Annotated in this window: 17 protein-coding genes; 3 read left to right on the plus strand and 14 right to left on the minus strand. The window is 41.6% G+C overall.

The window, feature by feature from the left end:
* Positions 1-18: 18 nt before the first annotated feature.
* The 10 genes from L3V38_RS16860 to glyA form a co-directional block, all read right to left on the minus strand.
* A complete protein-coding gene (locus tag L3V38_RS16860; RefSeq protein WP_130150833.1) occupies positions 19-3,105 on the minus strand; it encodes a ligand-binding sensor domain-containing diguanylate cyclase in 3,087 nt (1,028 codons plus the stop codon).
* A 33-nt stretch (positions 3,106-3,138) separates the two neighbouring features.
* Positions 3,139-3,624 carry a phosphatidylglycerophosphatase A gene (locus tag L3V38_RS16865; protein ID WP_237120089.1) on the minus strand — a complete coding sequence of 162 codons (486 nt, stop codon included), beginning with the start codon at positions 3,622-3,624 and terminating at the stop codon, positions 3,139-3,141.
* Positions 3,621-4,595, minus strand: coding sequence for a thiamine-phosphate kinase (gene thiL, locus L3V38_RS16870; RefSeq protein ID WP_130150831.1), 975 nt, complete (start codon positions 4,593-4,595; stop codon positions 3,621-3,623). Before thiL ends, L3V38_RS16865 begins: the two co-directional genes overlap by 4 nt.
* A 44-nt stretch (positions 4,596-4,639) precedes the next feature.
* A complete protein-coding gene (nusB, locus tag L3V38_RS16875; protein WP_054552571.1) occupies positions 4,640-5,050 on the minus strand; it encodes a transcription antitermination factor NusB in 411 nt (136 codons plus the stop codon).
* A gap of 15 nt (positions 5,051-5,065) precedes the next feature.
* A complete protein-coding gene (gene ribE, locus L3V38_RS16880) occupies positions 5,066-5,530 on the minus strand; it encodes a 6,7-dimethyl-8-ribityllumazine synthase (RefSeq protein ID WP_036966328.1) in 465 nt (154 codons plus the stop codon).
* Between the two features lie 91 nt (positions 5,531-5,621).
* Positions 5,622-6,737, minus strand: coding sequence for a bifunctional 3,4-dihydroxy-2-butanone-4-phosphate synthase/GTP cyclohydrolase II (ribBA, locus tag L3V38_RS16885; RefSeq protein ID WP_237120090.1), 1,116 nt, complete (start codon positions 6,735-6,737; stop codon positions 5,622-5,624).
* 41 nt (positions 6,738-6,778) lie between these two features.
* Positions 6,779-7,432: a riboflavin synthase gene (locus tag L3V38_RS16890; RefSeq protein WP_237120091.1), complete on the minus strand. Its 654-nt coding sequence runs from the start codon at positions 7,430-7,432 to the stop codon at positions 6,779-6,781.
* Positions 7,433-7,436: 4 nt separating this feature from the next.
* Positions 7,437-8,576, minus strand: coding sequence for a bifunctional diaminohydroxyphosphoribosylaminopyrimidine deaminase/5-amino-6-(5-phosphoribosylamino)uracil reductase RibD (gene ribD, locus L3V38_RS16895; protein WP_237120092.1), 1,140 nt, complete (start codon positions 8,574-8,576; stop codon positions 7,437-7,439).
* Positions 8,577-8,578: 2 nt separating this feature from the next.
* The gene (gene nrdR / locus L3V38_RS16900; RefSeq protein WP_054552576.1) at positions 8,579-9,028 is read right to left on the minus strand and encodes a transcriptional regulator NrdR; all 450 of its coding nucleotides are present in this window, start codon (positions 9,026-9,028) and stop codon (positions 8,579-8,581) included.
* A gap of 108 nt (positions 9,029-9,136) precedes the next feature.
* Entirely contained in the window at positions 9,137-10,393 is a 1,257-nt protein-coding gene (glyA, locus tag L3V38_RS16905; RefSeq protein ID WP_062570197.1) for a serine hydroxymethyltransferase, read from the minus strand.
* Between the two features lie 293 nt (positions 10,394-10,686).
* Between glyA and L3V38_RS16910 the strand changes: the two genes are divergently transcribed.
* Entirely contained in the window at positions 10,687-11,055 is a 369-nt protein-coding gene (locus L3V38_RS16910; RefSeq protein ID WP_062570196.1) for a hypothetical protein, read from the plus strand.
* A gap of 48 nt (positions 11,056-11,103) precedes the next feature.
* On the opposite strand, the gene thrC is transcribed toward L3V38_RS16910, so the two are convergent.
* From thrC to L3V38_RS16930, 4 genes are all read right to left on the minus strand, one after another.
* Positions 11,104-12,387, minus strand: a complete 1,284-nt coding sequence (thrC, locus tag L3V38_RS16915) for a threonine synthase (protein WP_237120093.1) — start codon at positions 12,385-12,387, stop codon at positions 11,104-11,106.
* An 18-nt stretch (positions 12,388-12,405) separates the two neighbouring features.
* Complete coding sequence (gene thrB / locus L3V38_RS16920; protein ID WP_237120094.1) at positions 12,406-13,332, minus strand: homoserine kinase; 927 nt, start codon at positions 13,330-13,332, stop codon at positions 12,406-12,408.
* Positions 13,333-13,341: 9 nt separating this feature from the next.
* A complete protein-coding gene (thrA, locus tag L3V38_RS16925; RefSeq protein ID WP_237120095.1) occupies positions 13,342-15,759 on the minus strand; it encodes a bifunctional aspartate kinase/homoserine dehydrogenase I in 2,418 nt (805 codons plus the stop codon).
* A 228-nt stretch (positions 15,760-15,987) separates the two neighbouring features.
* Entirely contained in the window at positions 15,988-16,362 is a 375-nt protein-coding gene (locus L3V38_RS16930) for a response regulator (RefSeq protein WP_062570192.1), read from the minus strand.
* Positions 16,363-16,599: 237 nt separating this feature from the next.
* On the opposite strand from L3V38_RS16930, the gene L3V38_RS16935 reads away from it, so the two are divergent.
* Entirely contained in the window at positions 16,600-18,363 is a 1,764-nt protein-coding gene (locus tag L3V38_RS16935; RefSeq protein ID WP_062570191.1) for a HAMP domain-containing sensor histidine kinase, read from the plus strand.
* 90 nt (positions 18,364-18,453) lie between these two features.
* Entirely contained in the window at positions 18,454-19,362 is a 909-nt protein-coding gene (rdgC, locus tag L3V38_RS16940; protein ID WP_062570190.1) for a recombination-associated protein RdgC, read from the plus strand.
* Positions 19,363-19,400 lie beyond the last annotated feature (38 nt).

The raw sequence follows: 19,400 nt of genomic DNA on the forward strand, positions 1-19,400 counted from the left end.
TAGATAAGGCATTTTTATTTAGCGCATCCAGATTTTAATATCTGCTAGACCATTAGCCTGAAGAGCGCTGAGTTGCTGATCAACATTTTGAGTTTGTTCAAACTCAAATGCGTCAAGCTGCTCATCAAACGTTATATTAGCCACCCCGTCGCCACCACGCTTTTTAACTTGATGTAGCGCGATATCTGCAAGGTTCACTGATGTTTCCCAACCAATAACTTGCCCACCTAGCAAAGGAAGCGGATAAAAAGACCATCCAAGAGAAGCAGTAATGGTTGTTGACTCTCCATTTGGAAGCCTGAATGCATTACCCGCAATAGCCTCACACAGTTCAGCTGCATAACTATCTATACCAGAACGTTTAAAATCACGCAGTAAAAGTAAGAACTCATCACCACTCCAACGTGCAACATAATCAGAGCCTTGGGTACGACTATTCAACAGTGTAGCCATTTGCTGTAAGCAACTATCACCAGCCAGCGGTCCATAGGCGTCATTGATACGGCTAAAATTATCAAAGTTAATAATCATCAATACTAAGGATTTACCCTGCGCTTGCAGTGATTGCGAGTTACGCTGGAAGTGCTCAATATCCTTAGGAAGTTGATCAAATAAGAAGCGACGACTACGAAGCCCGGTAAGCTCATCTGAGTGACTAACTAATTTAAGCTGTGAGTTCACTTGATTAAGCTTATCGTTCGCTTCACGAAGCTCTACGGTGCGTTCTGTTACTAAGCTTTCAAGGGCTAACTGCTTGCGTTTTTCTTGCGCTCTAAACACCCAAAAGACAAGATAAAATAATAAAATAAAACTGCTTGTAATGAGCAATCTAAAATAAATAGTTTCATCAAATCGTTGCGGGACAACAAACGCATATTCTGTTCTGCGCGCTTTCTGCCAGTCTTCACCGCGGCGTTTAGCTTCTAGATGAAATAAAAAAGAACCCGGTGGTAAGTTAGTGTAGATTGCTTCGCGACGTGTGTTTGCATAGCGCCAGTGACTATCTAACCCACTTAATCGGTAACGGAATTCAATACTTGAAGGAGCATAATAATCGATAGCAGTGTACTTAATGGTGACATCTCGCTCATCAATTTGTAATTCAGGTTTAGCACCGAGCGAGGCCGTACTCATTTGGCGAAGAGGTGTGGTAATGTTTTCAATACGTGGCTTAAGCGCTTTAACACCAAATAGTTCAACACTTTTAGGTATTTCAACGACCCCTTGTAGACTTGGATACCAAATCGAATTACCAGTGTCTGCCACCGCATCATGACCAAGACCTGCACAACATTGGCTAGCTTTACCATCAAGCTGGCGGTCAAATGACGAAATAACCTGCTCAACTTTCAAGCTCTCAATGTCAGTACTAAACTGCTCAACAGGCATACGGTATACGCCTTTCATGGTACTGACCCAAATACGCTTTAGTTGTTTGTCGTAGACAAGACTGAAAATAGAGCCATAGGGTAAACCGTCAGTAGCATCTAGCTGACGCCACTGCCCTTGTGTACTGCGATAAAATAAACCATCATTCAAAGAGCCAATTAAAATACCCACACCGTCGATATTTAAAATACTGGTCACATACGCACTCTCTAAACTGGTCTGATCGCCAATTTTCTCAATACCTCGGTCGGTAAAGTAGTAAGCACCTTTACTTGTGCCTATTAAGCCAAAGTTTTGCTCATCCAGTACATAGGTTATAAATTTACTGCTTAAAAAAGCGTTGTAAGCGAATGGCGTTAACCCCCCATAACTTAAGCGATACATGCCTCGACCCGTGCCAAGCCAAAAACCACCTTTGTTTGAACGGCTAATTGCAAATACGGGGTTATCACGAAGAGCTCGACCAGGTACCGTATATAGACGCTGGTTTTCATAATAAAAAACGCCTCGACCAGTGGCAATATAGAGGCGGTCGCCATCAAATTGTAAGTCATGCACCGCAGCCCGACCAAATTGATTGCTGGGTATTTGATTTACAAAATTTTTATTGTAATCGAAGTAACCAACACCACTACGGTTAGCAACCCATAACTTACCGTCAGGCGCTTGGCTAATCGCCATCACCGCTTCGGTCATATTTGAAATAGCAGAGTGGCGCTCTATTCGCCCTTCGTGAGCAAGCCATAAACCTTCACTAAAGCTTGCCAGCCAAATATTATTTTGATTATCACGAAATATGTCAGCAAACCAAATGCTCTGATCTAACTGACTAGGCTCAACCCACTGCCAGTCACCTGAGTTATCTCTAAATAATAAACGACCATAGGTGGAAATCCACAGCGCACCATCTGAATCGCTCATAAACTTATAAACAGCTGAGTTACTCGCGTTAGGGAGTGGGAATGGACGCAGCTCATCATCTAAATCAAGAAAGTATGCACCCAGCTCCGATGCCAAATATAAGTTCCCCTCAAGCCAAGCCATATCATGGATAATGGTCTGCGCTAGGCGCTCGGGTAATGACACTTTTGCGGTAAGTTCTAAACGTAGTTTTGCAAAGTCAGATGAAGTATTGGTTAAACGTAATAAGTGACGCTCATTGACCAACCATATACCTTCTGGTGATAGCGCCATTTGACTGACTGAACCGACAATTTGTGTAATTGGTGTGGCATTGGATACAGGCACGACCAAGGCTGAATTTTGATTTAATGTAACCTGATTACGTGCTACGAAATAAAGGCCATTGGCTGCAATCCAAATACTGCCTTTTGAGTCTTCAAGAATATCGCGAACAGGCCCTTTTACGTTAAAGGTTTGCGACATCATAGTTTTAGGATCAAGTGTTACCAAACCATTTTTGGTACCAACCCAAAGTAACCCAGTGCTATCTACCAATAGCTTATTAATACCGTTACTAGGTAGAAAATCGCTATTTTGTGTATTGAAGTTAGTAAAGGTGTTTCCATCAAAGCGGCTTAGGCCAAACTGTGTGCCTAGCCACATATAGCCTTGCTCATCTTGAGCAATACTTTTTAAAGATTGTGAGGGCAAGCCATTTTGGATATTCCACTGTTTAACGACGTAGTCGGTAATAGACGCAAATGCAGACGTGCTGCAAAGCATCAACAAACAGAGAATTATAAATCGCATCATATACTTGCCACCAAGTAACACCTAACTCATCGTTTAAAAAGGTAAATAGCCTGCTTTAAACAAGGCTTGAACACAAATTAATGAAAATATACCTGCTAAAATATCATCAGCCATGATGCCCAAGCCACCGTGTAAACGTCTATCTAAAATTCGGATAGGACCTGGTTTAGCAATATCAAAAAAGCGGAACAATAAAAAACCAACCAATAGTGACTGCCAACTTAATACGGCACCCATCATGGTGATATAATAACCAGCAACTTCATCCCAAACAATGGCTGGATGATCATGTACCCCTAAGTCATCGGCTGTTTTACCACAGGCCCAAATACCAAACACGCTGATCACAATTGCAAACACAATCTGTAACCACAGCGGAAAATACATAGTGGTGAAAATAAATGGCAAGGCAGCAAAGGTACCAAAGGTGCCTGGTGCTTTAGGTGCAAGGCCTAAACCAAAACCCAAACCAAAAAACTGGTGTGGGCGTTTTAAGTTGAATAAACGGTTATTACTCAAACCGGCTCCTTCGTAAAGTGCTGAAAGCCCTTACCTTGATAGTTAAATTTTTCACCATCAAGTAATAGCTCAATCTCGCCCTCGCCACTTTTAATTTGCCCAACACAACTCGCTTCAACACCGTACTGGCGTAGTTTCATATCTACCATGCTTTTATTACTTTCAGGCACAGTAAACAACAACTCGTAGTCGTCACCGTAATTTAGAATGTAATCAAATTGCTCTCTACGTGGGATCGACGAATTTAATGCATCTGACACAGGCACTTTATCAACATTAATCACAGCACTAACTTGCGATAGCGCTAAAATATGGCCTAAATCTGCCAGTAAGCCATCAGAAATATCAATGGCCGATGAGGCTGCACCGCGTAGAACTTGCCCTGCAGCCACACGGGGGGTCGGGTAATCGAGGCGATTATTTAAATAACTTAAATGTTCAGGGGCAATATCAAGGCCTTGCTTACGGGCTTCAATGGCTACGCCAGCATCCCCTAATGGACCAGTTACATAAATCCAATCACCCACTTTAGCGCCACTACGACGCAACGCTTTGCCTTCAGGTACAATGCCTTTAGCACAAATGGTAATCGTTAAAGGGCCTTGTGTAGTGTCACCGCCAATGATCTGCACATTGAAGTACTCCGCAATCTCATGCATGCCTTCGGTGAACTGTTCAAGCCACTCTATATTAGCTTCTGGCAATGTTAAACCAACCGAAACCCACGTAGGTTCAGCGCCCATAGCAGCCAAATCACTTAAATTAACGGCTAAAGCACGGTGCCCAAGAGCACGTGGTGATATATCATCAAAAAAGTGTACACCCGCAACTAAGGTGTCTGTTGTTACTGCCAGTTGGCAGTTTTCAGGCACGGTCACTAACGCACAATCGTCACCAATTCCAAGGTTTACATCACGACGAATAATGCCGCGACCTTTAAAGTAACGATTGATTAATTCAAATTCCTTCATACACAAAAAAGCCGGCCCAAGCCGGCTCTCCTTTACGGGGTTGATTACTTGCGCAGCTCTTTCACTGCTTTATCAAGTACACCGTTAACAAATTTATGGCTGTCTTCAGCACCAAACATCTTCGCAAGCTCAATGCCTTCATTGATTGCTACTTTGTAAGGTACGTCTTCACGGAATTTCAGCTCGTAGCCAGACAGACGTAAAATTGCTTTTTCGACCATGTCTAACTCATCAGCTGGGCGTGCTAAATGTGGTGCAACGATTTCATCTAATTGCTTACAGTTAACAACAACACCGCGTGCTAGGTCTTTGAAATATTCGACGTCGATTTTAGTCACATCATTTTCAATTAACATTTGCTGTTCAATATCAGCAATTGGGTTACCGCTTAACTGCCAAGAGTATACGGCTTGAAGTGCTAAGATACGTGCTTTACGTCTTGCTGCTGGTTTCACAGAGATTCCTTAAACTTAAATTTTGTCTAACACATTAACCATTTCAAGCGCACCTAAAGCAGCTTCGCCGCCTTTATTACCCATTTTGGTACCTGCGCGCTCAATTGCTTGCTCAATGCTTTCAGTGGTTAATACGCCAAATGCAACCGGGATATCGTACTCAAGAGATACTTGCGCAAGACCTTTGTTTGATTCGCCAGCGACTAAATCAAAGTGTGGTGTACCACCTCTGATCACTACGCCTAGAGCGATGATTGCATCGTGTTCTTTCTTTGCTGCAACGCGTTTCGCTGCTAAAGGTAATTCAACGGCACCTGGTACGTAAACAACAGTAATGTCGTCGTCAGATACGCCACCTGTGCGTTTAAGCTCATCAACAGCACCTGCTAATAGGCTACTACCAATAAAGTCATTAAAACGAGAAATGACAATGGCAAATTTTTTGCCTGGTGCGTATTTGTTACCTTCAATAATTTTCATTTAATAACCCTAAAAAATAAGTTTAAGCGGTTGCGATTGCGCAAAAATTACGGCGCATAATACCACAAAAATATAAAAGTAGCCTAGTTAATTAAGACTGCGGCTCAACGTAGTCAACCACCTCTAAGTGGAAACCAGATAACGCATGGTACTTTTTCGGACGGCTCATTAAACGCATCTTTTCAATACCTAAATCAGCTAGGATCTGAGAGCCGACCCCCACCGTACGCGATGTACCTTGGAATTTACGATGACTGACATTTTCACCCGCATCTTCAGCGGCAAATGCTTTTACTGTTGCTTCAAGCTCTTCGGTTGACTCTTGTTTACTTAAAATCACTAATACACCATCATGTTTAGCAATATAAGCCATTGCATCAGATAAACCCCAACTACGGTCAGCATTGCGATCTGAGAGCAAAATATCATTAAACGTACTTTGTAAGTGAACACGTACTAACGTTGGCTCATCTTTAGATACGTCACCTTTTTGTAAAACATAATGAAGTTGACCATCAATAGTGTCTTTGTAGGTCACTAAATCAAACTCACCGTGATCGGTTGGCAGTTTACATTTAGCAACGCGCTCAATGGTGGTTTCGTTTAGGTTTCTGTACTCGATTAAATCCGCAATGGTGCCAATCTTTAAGTCATGCTCTTTCGCAAATACTTCAAGATCAGGGCGACGTGCCATGGTGCCATCTGCATTTAAAATTTCAACAATCACTGATGAAGGCTCAAGACCCGCTAAACGCGCTAAATCACAACCTGCTTCAGTATGACCTGCACGTGTTAACACGCCACCTGGCTGCGCCATAATCGGAAAAATATGCCCTGGTTGAACGATATCGCTAGGCACGGCACCTTTAGCAATAGCCGCTTGCACTGTGCGTGCACGGTCGGCCGCCGAAATGCCGGTTGTTACACCTTTCGCCGCTTCAATCGACATAGTGAAATTAGTTGAAAAGGCAGCACCGTTATTTTTGACCATAAGTGGTAATTCTAACTGCTGACAACGCTCTTGTGTCATGGTTAAACAAATTAAACCACGGCCGTGTGTTGCCATAAAGTTGATGGCATCAGCACTAATATGTTCTGCTGCGATGATTAAATCGCCTTCATTTTCTCTGTCTTCATCGTCCATTAAAATAACCATTTTACCGGCTTTAATGTCATCGATAATTTCTTGCGCGCTGTGTAAATTCATAATGTGCCCATGAGAGTATGATTAATTTGACCTATCCGTGCTTATTTAATAAAGCCAGCTTGTGCTAGCAAGCTCATTGATATGTCTGAACGGGAAGGTTGTTCAGCCCCTTTTATTAGGCGCTCTAAGTAGCGAGCAATCTGGTCAACTTCTAAGTTCACCTGAGTACCCACCTGAAATTCTGCAATCGTTGTTTGCTCAGCGGTGTGTGGAACAATCGTCAACTTAAAGCGATTTTGCTCGACTTCGTTAACCGTTAAGCTAATACCATCAATACATACCGAACCTTTGTACGGAATGTATTTCATTAAATCGCTGTTGGTACTTAGCCAATACTCTGTTGCACGAGCATTAGGACTAATATTTTCTACTGTCGCTATACCATCAACATGGCCTGATACCAAGTGCCCACCTAAGCGAGAAAGTGGTTGCATGGCTTTTTCGAGATTAACTGTTTGGCCTTTTTTGTAATGTGCAAATCCAGTTAAGCTGATTGTTTCGTTTGATAAGTCAGCACTAAAACCATCGCTATGTTTAGCGACAACCGTTAAACATACACCGTTGGTGGCAATACTGTCACCGAGCTTGACGTCTTTCATATCCAAATTAGTGCTTTGGATACGAATAGCTAGATCACCTTGCTTTTGTGTTAGTTCAACAATTTTACCTGTTGCTTCAATTATTCCAGTAAACATAGTGCTACTCTTTATTTTCAATATATGTGGCTTGCTTTGCTTTTTTCGCGGTTATACGGATGTCGTCACCAATCATCACTGTATCAGTAAAGGTCAGCTCAGTGATATCACTCATCAAAGTGACTTCTGCAAAGTTTAGTAAGCTTTTGCCCATATCACCTATTAACTTAGGGGCAATATAAACAATGTATTCGTCAATTAAATCCTGCTCTGCGAACACCCCAGCAAGGGTTGCACCCGCTTCGAGCCAAATATGATTAAATTGTAGTTCAGCAAGACGCTTTAAAACCGCCGATAAATCAACTTTATTATTAACTGCTGGCACTACTTCGTGTTTAACAAAGTGAGGCCATTTATGCTGATTATCAAGCGACGTGGTAAAAATAATCACCGGACTTTCAATACTAAATAAAGCGAGTTCTGGGGTTAACCTATTTTGTGAGTCAATAATGACTCGGGTCGGCTGGCGCAAAGGCAGCGAGGTTGGCATGGTAAATGGAAGCTCTTCAATGCGAACATTCAGTTTTGCATTATCGGTCATAACCGTATCTGCGCCAGTGAGTATCGCGCAGCTTTGGGCACGAAACGCTTGCACGTCTTGGCGTGCTTTAGAGCCTGTTATCCATTTACTTTGGCCGTTATTTAGCGCAGTTTTACCATCTAAACTACACGCCATTTTACAAGTCACATATGGCAATCCTGATTCCATACGCTTTAAAAAACCTTTATTTAAATCGCGCGCTTGTTGTTCAAGTAAACCAGATGCAACGCTAATACCGGCGTCGGCTAAAATCTGTAGGCCGCGACCACTCACCGCAGGGTTTGGGTCAACCATAGCGGCAATCACCTTGCTAACACCCGCTGCTTTTAAACCTTCGGCACAAGGTGGAGTGCGTCCATAATGACTACAAGGCTCTAAAGTCACATAGGCAGTGGCGCCTTTCGCGTTGTCGCCAGCTACAGCCAAGGCATTCACTTCAGCATGGCCCTGCCCTGCGAGTTGATGAAACCCTTCACCGACTATTTCGCCATCTTTAACCAAAACACAGCCAACATTCGGGTTTGGCGTCGTAGTAAAACGACCTTGCTTAGCAAGCTCAATGGCACGCGTCATGTAAGCAGTATCAAGCTCTGTAAACGACATGATTAATCACCTAAACGAGCGATTTCTTCACCAAACTCGCGAATATCTTCAAATGAACGATAAACCGATGCAAAGCGCACATAGGCTACTTTGTCGAGTTTCTTTAGTGACTCCATGATGCACTCGCCAATTAAATGGCTAGAGATTTCACGCTCACCCGTAGCACGAAGTTGAGATTTAATGATATTAACGACTTCGTCGACCTGCTCAGTGCTAACAGGGCGTTTCTCTAAAGCGCGATGCAAGCCATTGAGTAACTTGTCTTCATTGAATGGTTCGCGGCTACCATCTTGCTTGATGACTCTTGGCATCACAAGTTCAGCGCCTTCAAAGGTGGTAAAGCGCTCATGGCATTCGTTACATTCACGTCGACGTCTCACTTGGTGACCACCGCCAACAAGTCGAGAATCAATTACTTTGGTATCTTTTGCGGTGCAAAAAGGGCAATGCATAGGGTTCAACTTCCGTTTATAAAAAACAAAAAAAGGCCGCTTAGTAAGCGGCCTTTATAATAGCAAAAAACAACGCTATTGTTATCTTAATTACGGTTTAACCAGTAATTAAGCGTAAACTGGTAATTTTTTACAGATAGCTTTCACTTTCTCTTTTACTTCTGCTTGTACAGACTCATCGTTGATGTTGTCTAGTACGTCACAGATCCAGCCCGCAAGCTCTTTTGACTCAGCTTCTTTGAAGCCACGGCGAGTAATAGCCGGAGAACCAATACGAAGACCAGACGTTACAAACGGTGAACGTGGGTCGTTTGGTACTGAGTTTTTGTTAACTGTGATGTTTGCATTACCTAGTGCAGCGTCAGCATCTTTACCTGTGATATCTTTATCGATTAGGTCAAGAAGGAATAAGTGGTTGTCTGTTTTACCAGAAACAACTTTGTAGCCACGCTCTTGAAGAACTTCAACCATAGCTTGAGCGTTCTTAACAACTTGTGCTTGGTACGTTTTAAACTCTGGTTGTAATGCTTCTTTGAAAGCAACCGCTTTAGCAGCGATGATGTGACATAAAGGACCACCTTGACCACCAGGGAATACAGCGCTGTTTAGCTTTTTGTAAATCTCTTCATCACCACATGCAGAAACGATTAGACCGCCACGAGGACCCGCTAATGTTTTGTGAGTTGTTGTAGTAACAACGTGTGCGTGAGGGATTGGGCTTGGGTATACACCCGCTGCGATAAGACCAGCAACGTGAGCCATATCTACGAATAAGTATGCACCTACTTTGTCAGCGATTTCACGGAACTTAGCCCAATCAACAACGCCAGAGTATGCAGAGAAACCAGCGATGATCATTTTTGGCTTGTGCTCTAATGCAAGTGCTTCAACTTGAGCATAATCAATTTCGCCAGTCTCTTCATTTAGGCCGTATTGAATTGCATTGTACGTTTTACCAGAAAAGTTAACGTGTGAGCCGTGAGTTAAGTGGCCACCATGAGCTAAGCTCATACCTAGTACAGTATCGTGTGGCTGAAGAAGCGCTTGGAAAACAGCTGCGTTTGCTTGTGAACCTGCGTGAGGTTGAACGTTAGCGTAGTCAGTGCCGAATAATTCGTTTGCACGGTCAATAGCTAGTTGCTCAACAACGTCAACGTGCTCACAACCGCCATAGTAACGTTTGCCTGGGTAGCCTTCAGCATATTTGTTCGTTAGCTGAGAACCCTGTGCTTCAAGCACGCGTGGGCTACAGTAGTTTTCAGACGCGATCAGTTCGATGTGCTCTTCTTGACGAGCCGTCTCTTTATTGATGGCTGCAAATAACTCTGGATCGAAATCCGAAATATTCATGCTACGTTCTAACATGGGGTCTCCTAAGGCAACGTGTATGGTGTTTTTTTGAAGGCTATATTGTACGCTTAAAACGCACTTTTGCCTATCGTGTAAAGATGAACATATTTAAACAGGGATTGAATTTATTTCACAGTGTTTTAATAATGATATTTTTTTATTGATACATAAAAAAAATTTATAAATTTAAAATATTACATATATTTTTAAAATGTCACTAAATTAAAAAAGCGGCCGCTGACACTTGTATTTCCGCTTACACCAACTAATCTTATAGTATTAGTTAGTATCAAGGATGATAGCGAGACATGTTAGCCAAACCAATTTACGAAGTTGTCCCTTATGTGTACTTCTTTCTCGGGGTGAGTTGTATTACGTTAGCCAAAGATAGTGTGCCAACTTTAATCGGTATAATACTGTTTTTAATGGGCGCTAATGTGTGGCGTATGCGCTCTGAGGCCAGAAGAACTGATCACTCAAGCCAAAGAATAAAACAAACGAAATCTCACTATTACTATGAATTTAAACCATTTATTTTATTCATTTCAGCGTTCACTTTAATTCAGTGGACACAAAATGAAATAATCTCAATTATCAGTGTGTTACTGTGTATCGCCTCTTTGGTAATTCTCATTATGCGAGTTTTAAACCGTCATAGCCATTCACTACTTCATTAAAATAAGCAATATAAAAAAGAGCGACTTAGCCGCTCTTTTTTATAGATATTACGCGAGTTTACTTAGTAGCTCAGTGCGAAGCAATTGATAATCAAACTTGATATCTTCAGCTAAACATTGCTTTGCTAATGCATCAGCAAGTGGTTTCGGCATTGACAGTTCAATGTCTAAAATTTCTTCAACACTTTCTTTAAATTTAGCAGGGTGTGCTGTCGCTAAAAAGATACCTGCGCTGCCGTCTGCTAGATTTTCTTTCAAGCCTTGATAAGCAATTGCAGTATGAGGCTCTGCAATGTAACCCGTTTGATGAATTTTTTTCATCACCTCTTTTGTTTCTTCTTCACCTACACAGCTTGAGTAAAAATCATCATAGCTAAACCATTTGTTATCCAACATAAACTGAACACGTGGCCAGTTATTCGGTTTACTCACATCCATTGCGTTCGATAACGACTCAAGCGTGTCATTAGGCGACCACTCTTTGTTTTGTAAAAAACGTGGCACAGTATCATTTTGGTTAGTTGTAGCGCTTAATTTAGCAACCGGCATACCAAGCACTGCTCCAATCATAGCAGCGCACACATTACCAAAGTTACCACTTGGTACTGAGATATGTGCTTTACTACGCTGCTCTTTAGGTAATTGAGCAATGGCTTCAAAGTAATAGCATACCTGTGCAACTAAACGACTGATGTTGATTGAGTTAGCAGAGTTTAGACCTAGCTTTTGTTTAACTTCATCGTCTAAAAACGCTTGTTTTACCATGCTTTGACAATCATCAAAGCTACCATCAACAGCATAGCAGTGAATGTTATTACCTAACGTTGTGAATAGCTTTTGCTGCGCCAGTGATATTTTCCCTTTCGGGTATAAGATCACGACATCAATATTTGGCTTGTTGTAAAAGGCATGGGCAACCGCAGCTCCTGTATCGCCTGATGTAGCCGTTAAAATCGTGACTTTTTCGCCTTGGTTAAATTGCGCAAGACATTCAGCCATAAAACGGCCACCAAAGTCTTTAAACGCAAGCGTTGGACCATGAAATAGCTCTAAGCAATAAATGTCTTTTTCTACTTCAACTAATTTCACATCAAAGTTAAAGGCATTTTGCACCATCTGAGCAACGGTATCTGCTGGCAGCTCATCACCAATTAGGTGCGATAAAATCTTGCTGCTACGGCTAACAAAGTCTAAATCAAGTAACGCATCAATGTCTTGAATTGGCGTTAGGCTTTCTGGGAAGAACACCCCTTGGTTACGCCCTAAACCTGTTTTTACCGCTTCAACAAACGACACCTGTTGTGTTTCATCTTTTAAATTATGTAATTGCATGTTTATTCCTTAAATTCTCTAAAGCTGTCGTGTGCCAAGCTGATCTAGTTGACAGATGTGGCAAAAGCCCTGCTCATTGATGTAATTATCATTCAGCCACGCTGCGCACTGCTTAGCAGCTGCAAGGCTCTTACACACGGTAAATAATGTTGGACCCGCCCCCGAAATACTGACAATCTCTGCGCCAAGCTCTGGTAAGGCACTTTTAGCTTCTGCAAAGCCTTGTATGAGTGGAGCACGATGTGGCTCGGCTATTTCATCACTCATAATGGAGAGCGCTGCATCAAAGCGACCAGTTAGCAATAAGCTACTAAACGCAGAAAGTCGCTGTGCAAACTCAACACTATCGTGCATTGATAATTGCTTTGGCAGTACTGATCGCGCTTTTGCGGTATTCAGTGAAAAACCTGGAAAAGCCGCTACGTAATACCATTGATTATCAACAGGTAACGAAATTGACTTGTTCGGAATAAGTTCACCAGTTAATTGCAAACCACCTAAATAACATGGCGTGATGTTATCGTAATGACGGCCGCCACTAACAATGGCTTCAAAATCAGCCATCAACTCGATGAGTTGCTCTTGAGATAAATTTGTTTCAGCAAATTTATCAAGGGCTGCAAACGCAGCCACCACAGAACACGCACTTGAACCTAAACCAGAACCAATTGGTAAGTTCTTTTTAAGCTCAAGTTTTACCGCTGGCATAGTCGGCGCAACGTGTTCTTTAAAATGAATTAAACATTGATAAGCCAAGTTTTCTTCAGCATTAGCAGGCAGTTTATGAGCATAGTCGCCTGAACATACAAAGGTATCTTGCTCAGCGGCACTCACCTCGACAACATCACCTAATAAGGTGCCATCGATAGGTGCCAGCGCAGCACCTAACGCATCAAAACCGACAGCAAAATTCCCGATTGAAGCGGGTGCATATACACGGATCATGACCTGCTCCTAGCGCGTTAACGTTTTTAAGATATCAGCAAATACGCCTGCGGCCGTTACTTCAGCACCTGCGCCATAACCACGAATCACAAACGGGCGTGGTTGATAATATTGACTTAAGATTGCCAGTGCATTTTCACCGTCACGGATATCGTATAAAGCATGGCTACTATCTACGGCTTCAATGCCTACTTTACATTGACCGTTTTCAATAGTGCCCACATAACGAAGTACTTTACCTTCACTTGCTGCACTTTGAATGCGGTCGTTAAACTGCGCATCAAGTGATGGTAGTTTTGCCATAAAGACCGCTACAGAATCACCTTCTGCAAACCCTTTTGGTAAAACAGATTCAACTTCAATATCGCTTAGTTCTAACTCAAGACCTGATTCACGAGCAATGATCAGTAGTTTTCGGGCAACATCGGTACCTGATAAATCATCACGCGGATCTGGCTCTGTAAATCCACTTTCTTTTGCTTTTAACGTTGCTTCGCTAAGTGATAAACCATCTTGTAGCGCACCAAACATATACGATAATGAACCCGATAAGATACCGCTGAACTTAATAAGTTCATCACCCGCACCAAATAGCGATTTCAGGTTATCAAGAACCGGTAAGCCAGCACCTACGTTTGTTTCGTATAAAAATTTACGATTATTCTTTTGTGTCGCAGCAACTAAATCTTGGTAGTAAGCATACGAGCTAGTATTGGCTTTTTTATTCGCCGCAACGACATGGAAGCCTGCATTTAAGAAATCAACATATTGCGCAGCAAGTTTATCGGCTGAGCTACAATCTACGATCACAGGGTTGATTAAGTGATTTTGTTTAACAAATTGCTCCACCAGATTTAAATCAAATGCTTGCTCTGAGCTGGCTAGCTTGTCTTGCCAGCCATCAAAAGCAATGCCTTCGCTATCTAGGTAAAGCTGTCTTGAGTTAGCAACACCGTATAGGTTCAGCTTAATATTACGTTTTTCAAGCCATGCTTGTTGGCGCTCTAACTGCTGAATAAGCTCTTGACCAACTAAGCCACAGCCAAGTAAAAACACATCGATTGAAGGAATATGCGTAAAGAAGTTTTCATGGCACACTTTTACAGCATCGTTGCACAGCTCACCATCGATAACCGCTGAAATGGCGCTTTCAGTTGAATCTTGTGCAATAGCAACAATGTTAACTTGCGCTTGAGCTAGTGAAGCAAAAAACTTAGCAGCTAAACCTTTATGAGCACGCATGTTATCACCCACTAAAGTGACAATAGCAAGATTACGCTGTACTTGTACTGGCTCAATTAAACCAGCTTGTGATTCTAATTCGAAGGCTGTTTGTAATGCTTCAAGAGCAAGTGATAGGTCACTCTCATGCACACAGAAACTGATGCTAAATTCACATGAAGATTGAGTGATTAAAACAATTGAAACATTGTCATGTGCCAATGCATTAAATACTTTTGACGCCATGCCCACTTTACCTTTCATACCTGGGCCTGACACCGTTAACATAGCGAGGTTTTGTAAACTTGATAATGCTTTAACTGGATCGCTCGACACGCTGTCGTTACTGATCACTGAACCTTCTGCACGTGGGTTATGAGTATTTTTTATCTCGCACGGCACACCTGCTTTAGCACAAGGTAAAATCGTTTTCGGGTGCAATACTTTCGCACCAAAGTAAGAAAGCTCCATTGCTTCTTTATATGAAAGCGAATCAACCTTAGAGGCTTTTTTGATATAGCGCGGGTCAGCATTGTACACACCGTCTACATCAGTCCAGATTTGACACACATCAGCTTCTAAACACGCTGCCGCAATAGCAGCTGAGTAATCGGAACCATTACGACCAAGTGTTGTAAGCTCCCCTTGCTCATTAGATGCTGTGAAACCTGGCATGATATAAATAGTACTTGGCGCCGCTTTCAATGCTTCTTGAAAACGTACTTTACTTGCTGCTAAGTCAGCTTCAGCATCAATGTAACCACCTACAGAAGCTATACACGCCGTCGCTTCGAGGTAGCGAGCATTGCTCTCTTTAAGCATACATTCCATCAAGGCAACACTAACGCGCTCACCAAAACTGATTACATAAGCACGTACTTGGTCTGGGCAGCATTTTAAAAGTGCAACACCATCTAGCTTATTCTTAAGCTCATTCAAGTCTGGCCAATTTGCTACCTGACCAAAATCAGCTTCGACAGCAGCTTTTAATTGTTCACAGCGCACAACCAATGCTTGCCATAACTCACTAAAATCTTGCCCATGTTCTGCTGCACTTGCTAACGCTACCAGAGAATCTGTCATACCACCTGGTGCTGATAGCACTAACAACATTTCATCACGTAATTCTTCTTTGACTAACTGAGCTACCTGTTGCAAACACGCGTAGTCAGCCAAGGACGACCCGCCAAATTTTAATACTCGCATTATTTATGTTTCCTCATCCCATAAACGAAAAAAAGCCTGTGTTCTAGTGAACACAGGCCTTTATATTTGTTGCACCGACCTATGCCACTATCCCGTAAGGATGATGGTTGTAATAATAATGGTCGTTGCGTGATTAAATGTTTTCATAGCCTTTAGACTGCCCTATTACTAGCTAGGCTGTCAACCCTTTACTTAAAGATAAATTATGCATTTAGGTTATAAGAAACACTAATGAATACCAAATTTATGCAAGGTCGCTTTTAAGCGGGCAATATCTATCGGCTTGTCGATAAAGTCGATAGCACCTAGCTTTGCAACTCGTTGTTTCATTTCAACTTGAATATCAGCCGAAATAACTAAGACAAAACACTCTATTTTTTCAGCTTTAATGGTTTCGAGTACAGTTACGCCATCGACTTCTGGCATAGTTAAATCCAAGCACAGCAAATCAAAGCTCTGCTCTCGTAAAAAAGTAAGTGCTTCTTTACCATTCTTGGCTTGATGGATATCAGCACTGATGCAATCACCTAGGCACCTAACAACTTGTTTCCTAGCAACATTTGAGTCATCGCAGACAAGTACTGTGAAATTAGAACTATTCATGAGATAAAAATCTTTGCTGTAGCAAATACAACATTAAAAAAGGCTAAAGTTAAAGATGAAGTAAATTTATAACACACTTTTTAAAGTGCAGTAAGGCTAAGTTTTTTCAATATTTAGTAACAATTTATAAATGTTTCTTCAAAAAAGGATATATTTATTTATTTTTAATCATTTATTAGCTAACTTTAGAACTAGCTGAATGTATTACAATTGTCACCAAGGAGCTATGGATATTCCATGCTACAAAAAAGCCTGTCAAAAAAATTATTAACCAGCGTACTCTCGGTCTACTTTTTATTAACGTTTGTAGTTACGTGTGGGCAGGTCATTGCTGAATACGTTAATACTAAAGACTATATACGTGACGAATTAACCACCTTGCAAAAAACATTTAGTCGAAGCTTAACCCGCGCCATTTGGGAGTTAAACACCAAACAAACAATTACCACGGCCGAGGGATTACTCGCCATTCCAATGATTGAAGGTATTATTGTTCGTGATGATAGCGGTGAAATATTATCCCAACTTGGGCGCTCACTAGATATACACGAATTATACAGTCAACAACTAGTGCAAGAAGAAGCCATTATCGAGGACACCCCTTCGGGCTTATTTGGTTATACTTTCCCACTTATTTTTGAGTTTTCAGGCAGAGCAACCCAAGTCGGTGATGTCACCTTATTTTCAAGCCGCGAAGTTGTCTTTAGCCGTATTATGATTTCAATTTATTTCTTGATTGGTAATGCGATGATCAAAACCACGTTTTTGATCATTTTATTTTTAATCGCCTTTAGAAAACAACTTACCGAGCCACTTGCACAACTCACCGAACAAATTGAAGACCTAGAGCTCAATGACTTAGAAGGTCGTCACATCGAAATCGAAACTAGTGAGCATAACGAACTAAAAGTGATGGAAGAGTCATTCAACCGCTTAATAGATAAAGTGGTGTTGTATAGAGAAGAGCTCGAACATACACAAAAAGAACTGCTCATCAGCAACGAAAAACTTGACCAACAAAACCTGCAATTAGAGCAAGAAGTTGCACGCAAAACATCCAACTTAAGCCAAGCTATGATGGACTTGCAACAGCAAAAATATGAGTTAGAAAAACAAAAACTAACCCTCACAGAAGAAATCGATTTACGTAAACAAACCGAACAAGAGTTAATTACCAAGCAAACAGAATTACAACGTTACCTTGATGAGCTAAACATGGCACAAGAGCGCCTTGTCGGCTCAGAGAAAATGGCCGCATTAGGTGGCTTAGTCGCGGGTATTACGCACGATGTAAACACACCGATTGGTATTGGTGTAACTGCAACCTCATTTTTACAAGAGCGGTTGGATCAAATAGAAGCCGCTTACAAAGACAAAACCTTGTCGCCAAAAGCGCTTGAAGAATTTATTAATGATGCCAAACAAAGCACAAGCTTACTCACCAGTAACCTTGACCGCGCTTCAGAGTTGGTTGCAAGTTTTAAACAAATTGCAGTAGACCAAGCTAGCGAAGCGGTGCGAACCATTAACTTTAAAGAATATTTAGGGGAAGTTATTCGCTCACTACATCCTAAATTAAAGAAAACATCGCATCATATTAATCTTGATTGTCCTGAAGATTTAACCCTTAACTTACCGGCTGGCGCTATTAGTCAAATTTTCACCAATCTTATTATGAACTCGCTGATCCACGGCTTCGAGGGCATCGAAAATGGCCTTATTGATATCATTATCAAAGACGAAGAAGATGAAGTGATCATCGACTTTAAAGATAACGGTAATGGCGTTACCAAAGAGCAGTTAGAAAAACTTTTTGACCCATTCTTTACCACCAAACGCGACCAAGGCGGCAGTGGCCTAGGGACACATATCACCTTTAACCTAGTGAAACAAACGCTTAGTGGTGATATTGAAGTCAATAGTGAACCTGGTAAAGGCTTGCACTATCACATAAGCTTTCCAAAAAACATGCCGAAACCGCTTTCAATGTTCAACTCGTAAGCAAAACGCCGTGATGCCGAAATCATTCATTTCGGCATCACTTTTTTATTGTTATGATTGGGCAAATTTATTGAAAGGATTAGCCTAATTATGTGGTTTAGTAACCTTATCTGTTACCGCTTTAAACAAGACGTCTCATATAACCAAGAAGATTTCGACAAAGCCCTAGAGCAAGACCTATTTCGTTCATGTACAGGCCAAGAGCTATCAACGTTTGGTTGGACAAAAGCATTTGGCAAACATGGCCAAACACTTTCTCACTTCTCTCAAGACAGTATTTTAGTGTGCGCTAAGCGTGAAGAAAAAGTACTACCGGCGGCCGTAATCAACGAACTTGTAATTGAAAAAGTAGAACAAATTGAAGCCGAAGAAAATCGTCCTGTTAAGAAAAAAGAAAAAGACGAATTAAAAGAAAATATCCTACATACGCTGCTTCCTCAAGCATTTAAAAAATCGAGCCTACAGTTTGCCTTTATCGATCAAAAAAATGGCTGGGTAATCGTAAACAGCGCAAGCTTTAACAAAGCAGAAGAGCTGCTAGCCCTACTTCGTAAATCACTTGGCACACTGCCTGTTGTTCCTGCATTTGCAAATTACGACCTTGATGTATTTTTAACAGATTGGCTAACTAAGTTCAGTGCACCTGACGGGTTTGCTATCGGCAATGATGCCGAGCTTGAAGAAGCTGATGACAGCGGTGCTCAGGTAAAACTTAAAGGTCATGACCTTTCATGTGATGAAGTTAAGTCGCATCTAGAAAATGGTAAGCGTGTAACTAAGCTGGCGCTAGATTGGCAAGAGCGCGTTAAGTTTATGCTGCAAAATGATGGTTCTATCAAACGCATGAACTACTCAGAAACATTAAAAGAAGAAAACGCTGACATTCCTAAAGAAGATATGGCAGTCAAGCTCGATGCAGACTTTATCCTCGCATCAGAAGAGATCAAGCAAATGTTAGAAGAGCTAACACAAGGGCTTGGTGACGCTGACGATTTATAACTGAGCGTGACACAAAAAAGTGCGATAAATATCGCACT

Origin of the sequence: Pseudoalteromonas sp. L1 (genome assembly GCF_021728095.1) — a bacterium.
GTDB lineage: Bacteria > Pseudomonadota > Gammaproteobacteria > Enterobacterales > Alteromonadaceae > Pseudoalteromonas.

Coding starts and splice junctions, on each gene's coding strand:
- L3V38_RS16860 (WP_130150833.1), bottom strand. CDS start 3,105: ATGATGCGATTTATAATTCTCTGTTTGTTGATGCTTTGCAGCACGTCT.
- thiL (WP_130150831.1), bottom strand. CDS start 4,595: ATGAAGGAATTTGAATTAATCAATCGTTACTTTAAAGGTCGCGGCATT.
- ribE (WP_036966328.1), bottom strand. CDS start 5,530: ATGAAAATTATTGAAGGTAACAAATACGCACCAGGCAAAAAATTTGCC.
- ribBA (WP_237120090.1), bottom strand. CDS start 6,737: ATGAATTTACACAGCGCGCAAGAAATTATCGATGACATTAAAGCCGGT.
- L3V38_RS16890 (WP_237120091.1), bottom strand. CDS start 7,432: ATGTTTACTGGAATAATTGAAGCAACAGGTAAAATTGTTGAACTAACA.
- ribD (WP_237120092.1), bottom strand. CDS start 8,576: ATGTCGTTTACAGAGCTTGATACTGCTTACATGACGCGTGCCATTGAG.
- nrdR (WP_054552576.1), bottom strand. CDS start 9,028: ATGCATTGCCCTTTTTGCACCGCAAAAGATACCAAAGTAATTGATTCT.
- glyA (WP_062570197.1), bottom strand. CDS start 10,393: ATGTTAGAACGTAGCATGAATATTTCGGATTTCGATCCAGAGTTATTT.
- L3V38_RS16910 (WP_062570196.1), top strand. CDS start 10,687: ATGTTAGCCAAACCAATTTACGAAGTTGTCCCTTATGTGTACTTCTTT.
- thrC (WP_237120093.1), bottom strand. CDS start 12,387: ATGCAATTACATAATTTAAAAGATGAAACACAACAGGTGTCGTTTGTT.
- thrB (WP_237120094.1), bottom strand. CDS start 13,332: ATGATCCGTGTATATGCACCCGCTTCAATCGGGAATTTTGCTGTCGGT.
- thrA (WP_237120095.1), bottom strand. CDS start 15,759: ATGCGAGTATTAAAATTTGGCGGGTCGTCCTTGGCTGACTACGCGTGT.
- L3V38_RS16930 (WP_062570192.1), bottom strand. CDS start 16,362: ATGAATAGTTCTAATTTCACAGTACTTGTCTGCGATGACTCAAATGTT.
- L3V38_RS16935 (WP_062570191.1), top strand. CDS start 16,600: ATGCTACAAAAAAGCCTGTCAAAAAAATTATTAACCAGCGTACTCTCG.
- rdgC (WP_062570190.1), top strand. CDS start 18,454: ATGTGGTTTAGTAACCTTATCTGTTACCGCTTTAAACAAGACGTCTCA.